The organism is Bradyrhizobium sp. PRIMUS42 (assembly GCF_023006515.1).
Classification (GTDB): domain Bacteria; phylum Pseudomonadota; class Alphaproteobacteria; order Rhizobiales; family Xanthobacteraceae; genus Bradyrhizobium.
The window spans coordinates 1-4122 of the sequence record NZ_JALBGZ010000566.1; the positions used below are offsets into that span (position 1 = coordinate 1).

4 protein-coding genes are annotated in these 4122 nt (G+C 65.1%); 3 read left to right on the top strand and 1 reads right to left on the bottom strand.

Features of this window, described 5'->3' with window-relative positions:
* Window positions 1-328: 328 nt before the first annotated feature.
* The gene (gene hemN / locus MOV75_RS29355) at window positions 329-1681 is read left to right on the top strand and encodes an oxygen-independent coproporphyrinogen III oxidase (RefSeq protein ID WP_246931102.1); all 1353 of its coding nucleotides are present in this window, start codon (window positions 329-331) and stop codon (window positions 1679-1681) included.
* Between the two features lie 132 nt (window positions 1682-1813).
* Window positions 1814-2011 carry a DUF1858 domain-containing protein gene (locus tag MOV75_RS29360; RefSeq protein WP_246931101.1) on the top strand — a complete coding sequence of 66 codons (198 nt, stop codon included), beginning with the start codon at window positions 1814-1816 and terminating at the stop codon, window positions 2009-2011.
* Between the two features lie 111 nt (window positions 2012-2122).
* Here the strand turns inward: MOV75_RS29360 and MOV75_RS29365 are convergent, their stop codons facing one another.
* On the bottom strand, window positions 2123-2833 hold the full coding sequence (locus MOV75_RS29365; RefSeq protein WP_246931100.1) for a Crp/Fnr family transcriptional regulator: 711 nt from the start codon (window positions 2831-2833) through the stop codon (window positions 2123-2125).
* Window positions 2834-2962: 129 nt separating this feature from the next.
* On the opposite strand from MOV75_RS29365, the gene MOV75_RS29370 reads away from it, so the two are divergent.
* Window positions 2963-4122 (top strand): NnrS family protein (locus MOV75_RS29370; RefSeq protein WP_247007071.1); only part of this gene is annotated, 1160 nt, incomplete at its 3' end.

The following is a 4122-nucleotide window of genomic DNA, read 5'->3' on the forward strand; positions in this document are numbered from 1 at the left end:
GCCAGAGCGCGCGCGGTGCCGGTCGGGGGCGGTGCGACCGGGGCCGGCCGGAAGTCGTCGAAACGCGGGATATGGCCGCGGATGTCGAGCAAGGAGAAAATCAGTTCGAGTGCGAGAATCCTCATGGGCAAACGCTCCGGATGCCGTGCGAATTGCCACAATCTTGGCCCGGAACCGGTCGTCGAGCTTTGCGCGAGCGCAATGTCCGGGGCACACCGGCCGACTTTGCGCGAGCGCAAGGTCGCTTCCGTGGATCCGGGGTACTGGAATGCATTCCGTGATTTGCCGTGACAACTGCACACGGCGGAAATTTACGAATGGGTAAGACATGAGAGCTGATCTTGCGGCGAGCTACGGCGAAGAACGATTGCCACGCTACACGAGCTATCCGACCGCACCGCATTTCTCGTCGGAAATCGGAGAAGGCGCCTACGCCCGGTGGCTGGCGGAGCTGCCGGCGGGCACCAGCGCGTCACTCTATCTCCACGTGCCGTTCTGCCGCGAGATGTGCTGGTATTGCGGCTGTCATACCCAGATCGTCCGCCGCGACGAACTCATCGCCGGCTATCAGCGGACGCTGCGCAACGAGATCGCCCTGGCCGCCGAAACCATCGGCCGCCGTATCAAGGTGGAGCACATCCATTTCGGCGGCGGCACGCCGACGATCATGGCGCCGGAGGCTTTCGCCGAGTTGATGGCGACGATGCGCCAAAAATTCTTCGTGCTGCCCTCGGCCGAGATCGCGGTCGAGATCGATCCCCGCACATTGACCGCCGACATGGTCGAGGCGATGCGGCTCTCCGGCGTCAACCGCGCGAGCCTTGGCGTGCAGAGCTTCGATCCCGTGGTGCAGCGGGCGATCAATCGCGTGCAGAGCTACGAGCAGACGGCTTCCGTGGTCGACATGCTCCGGCGTGCCGGCATCGAGGGGCTCAATTTCGACCTGATCTACGGGTTGCCGCACCAGACCGTCGCGTCGTGTCTGGATACGGTCCGGCGCAGCCTCGCGCTCGCGCCCGACCGCTTCTCCGTGTTCGGCTATGCGCACGTGCCGAGCTTCAAGAAGCATCAGCAGATGATCAACGAGGCCGTGCTGCCGGACGGTCTCGCGCGTCACGACCAGGCTTGCGCGATCGCCAACGCGCTGAAGGAGGCCGGTTACGTGCAGATCGGGCTCGATCATTTCGCGCGGCCCGGCGATTCCATGGCCGTGGCCTTCGAGGACCGGACATTGCGGCGCAACTTTCAGGGCTACACCACCGACAAGGGTGAAGTCCTGCTCGGTTTCGGCGCGAGCGCGATTGGGCATTTGCCGCAGGGTTACGTCCAGAACGAGGTGCAGATCGGCGCCTATGCGCAGAACATCGCCGCCGGCCGTCTCGCCACGGCGAAGGGCTATGGGCTCACCGCCGACGACCGGTTGCGGGCCGACATCATCGAACGGATCATGTGCGAGTTCAGCGCCGACCTCGGCGACATCTGCGCGCGCCATGGTGCAGAGGCCGGGGAGATGCTGAACTCGGCGGCGCGTCTGAAGCCGCTGATCTCCGACGGCGTCGTCAGGCTGGAGGGCAATCGCCTCGCAGTCGCAAAGGATTCGCGCTTCCTGGTTCGGAGCGTCGCCGCCGCGTTCGACGCGCACCTGAATCCGGCAAAGCAACTGCACAGCCGCGCTGTGTAACCCTCTCCGTCATTCCGGGTTCGCGACTTCGTCGCGCCCCGGCATGACGGCGGAGAGAAGCAGCACCAGCTTGCGCTTCCACAAAGAAACTTCGCTCCCCTCCGTTATCGTCCTATCGGAACGGAGTTGTCCATGTCTTTTGGATCCCACGATCTGGTCGATGACATCATGCGCACGGCGCCGCACACGATCCGCGTGTTTCTGGCCTTCAGGATGGCTTGTGTCGGTTGCCCGATCGCAACCTTCCACACGGTGGATGATGCCTGCCGCGAGCACGGCATCGACCGCGAAAAATTCCTCGCCGCGTTGTGCGATTGCGTGCCGGCGTGAAGCGGTCTGGAATTCGCGCGGGCGCGCGCGGATTCCCGGGTGAGGGAGGGCTTTCGCCGTAAGCGGAAGCGCCCCTCACCCCTATCCTGGGCGGAGACGTTTTGGTGCGGCTCACGCCGGTCCGCTGTCGGGGCTCCGCTCCGCCAACACGACGATGCCGTGCGGATCGCGCAGGATGATGCGCTGACGGCCGCTCTCGACGAGGCCTTGGCTTTCCCAACCGCTCAGGATGCGGCTGACGGTGTGCAGCGTGGTGCCGGTCATCTGCGCGATGTCCTGGCGGCTGATCGGGAAGTCGATCTCGATGCCGTGGTCGAGCTTCTTGCCGGACTGCTTGGCGAGGCGCAGCAGCGCATGCGCGACGCGCTGCTCGACCTGCTGGGTCGACATTTCCAGGATGCGGGTGTGGCTCTCCTGGAGGCGCGTGCCGACGGTCTGGAGCGTGTTGGCGGCAAGCGAGGGAAACCGCTCGATCAGCCGCGGCCAGGCCGAGGTCGGCCAGATCAGCACCACGCTGTCGTCGACCGCGATCGCCGTCGCCGGATATCGTGTGGCACCGATCGCCATGGCCAGCCCGAAGGTTTCGCCGGGCGCGACATAGCGTACCACGATCTGCTCGCCGGTCGGCGTGGTCTTGGCGGCGCGGACATGGCCGTGCAGCAGCAGGAAGAAGGATTGCGCGTCCGCGCCCTGCTCGAAGATGGCGCTGTTCTTGGGATAACGCGCCGAGCGGGCCTCACGCAGGATCTCGTCCAGAGCTTCCGGTGTAACCCCGGCAAACAGCGGCAAATGCGCAACCAGCGATGTGTCGACCTTGGCCATTTTGCCTCCTTGGCGCTGGGGAGTGTGATGGCACCTGCAATCGTCCGATAGTTTGCGATAGCGCAAAACGGGACGGCCGGTTGGCAGTATTTTTCAGGCAACGGTCTGAATTTCATTGGAGTTGACCCCATGGCTGGAGCCCGATCCCGCAACTTTCAGGGCTGGCCGCTGTTCGCGAACAGTTTTCGGCCCTTTTTCCTGCTCGCCGCGATCCAGGCGGGGCTGTCGATCCTGGCCTGGCTGCCGATGTTCTATGGCGAATTGTCGGTGAGTTCCGCATTCGCGCCGCGCGACTGGCACGTCCACGAGATGCTCTATGGCTTCCTGCCGGCGGTGATCACCGGGTTTCTGTTCACGGCGATTCCGAACTGGACCGGGCGGTTGCCGATCCAGGGCACCTCGCTGGGAGCGCTGTTGATGGTCTGGCTTGCCGGGCGTGTCGCGGTGACGTTGTCGGCCGATATCGGCTGGGCCTTTGCACTGGTCGTCGATGCCGCCTTCCTGACGCTGGTCGTCGCCGCCGCGGCGCGCGAGATCATCGCAGGCGGCAACTGGCGCAACCTGCCCGTCGTGGTGCTGGTGTCCGTTCTGCTCGCCGGCAATGTCGCTTTTCATCTCGAGGCGCATTACCAGGGCGCGGCCGATGTCAGCATCCGGGTCGGCATCGGTGTGGTCGTGCTTCTGATCGCGCTGATCGGCGGCCGCATCATTCCGAGCTTCACCCGCAACTGGCTGGTCAAGTTCAATTCTGGCCGTCTGCCGGTGCCGTTCGGGCGCTTCGATGGCGCCGTGATCGGATTGAGTGCGCTCGCGCTCATCTCGTGGGTCGTAGCACCGTTGAATGCCGTCACCGGTGTTTTGATGGCGCTGGTCGGCGGGCTGCATCTGGTGCGGCTTGCGCGCTGGGCCGGCGATCGCACCTTCCGTGAGCGGCTGCTGGTGATCCTGCATGTCGGCTACGTCTTCGTGCCGTTCGGCTTCATCCTGCACGCCCTGGCGGTTCTCGGAACGCTGCCACCAAGCGCCGGCATCCACGCCTGGATGACGGGTGCGGCGGGAACCATGACGCTCGCAGTGATGACCCGCGCGAGCCTCGGCCATACCGGCCAGGCGTTGACGGCTTCGCCGGCGATCCAGGGAATCTATGCTGCGATCGTCATCGCGGCTCTGGCCCGCGTTGCCGCCGTGGCGTTGCCCGCGCATAGCGATGTGTTGTTGCACGTCGCCGCCTGCGGCTGGCTCGTCGCGTTCCTCGGATTTGCCGTCGCGTTCGGCCCGCTGCTCGCCGG

What these genes read in the sequence shown, in the direction of transcription:
- MOV75_RS29360 (WP_246931101.1), top strand. Translation starts at nt 1,814, where the DNA reads ATGTCTTTTGGATCCCACGATCTGGTCGATGACATCATGCGCACGGCG.
- hemN (WP_246931102.1), top strand. Translation starts at nt 329, where the DNA reads ATGAGAGCTGATCTTGCGGCGAGCTACGGCGAAGAACGATTGCCACGC.
- MOV75_RS29365 (WP_246931100.1), bottom strand. Translation starts at nt 2,833, where the DNA reads ATGGCCAAGGTCGACACATCGCTGGTTGCGCATTTGCCGCTGTTTGCC.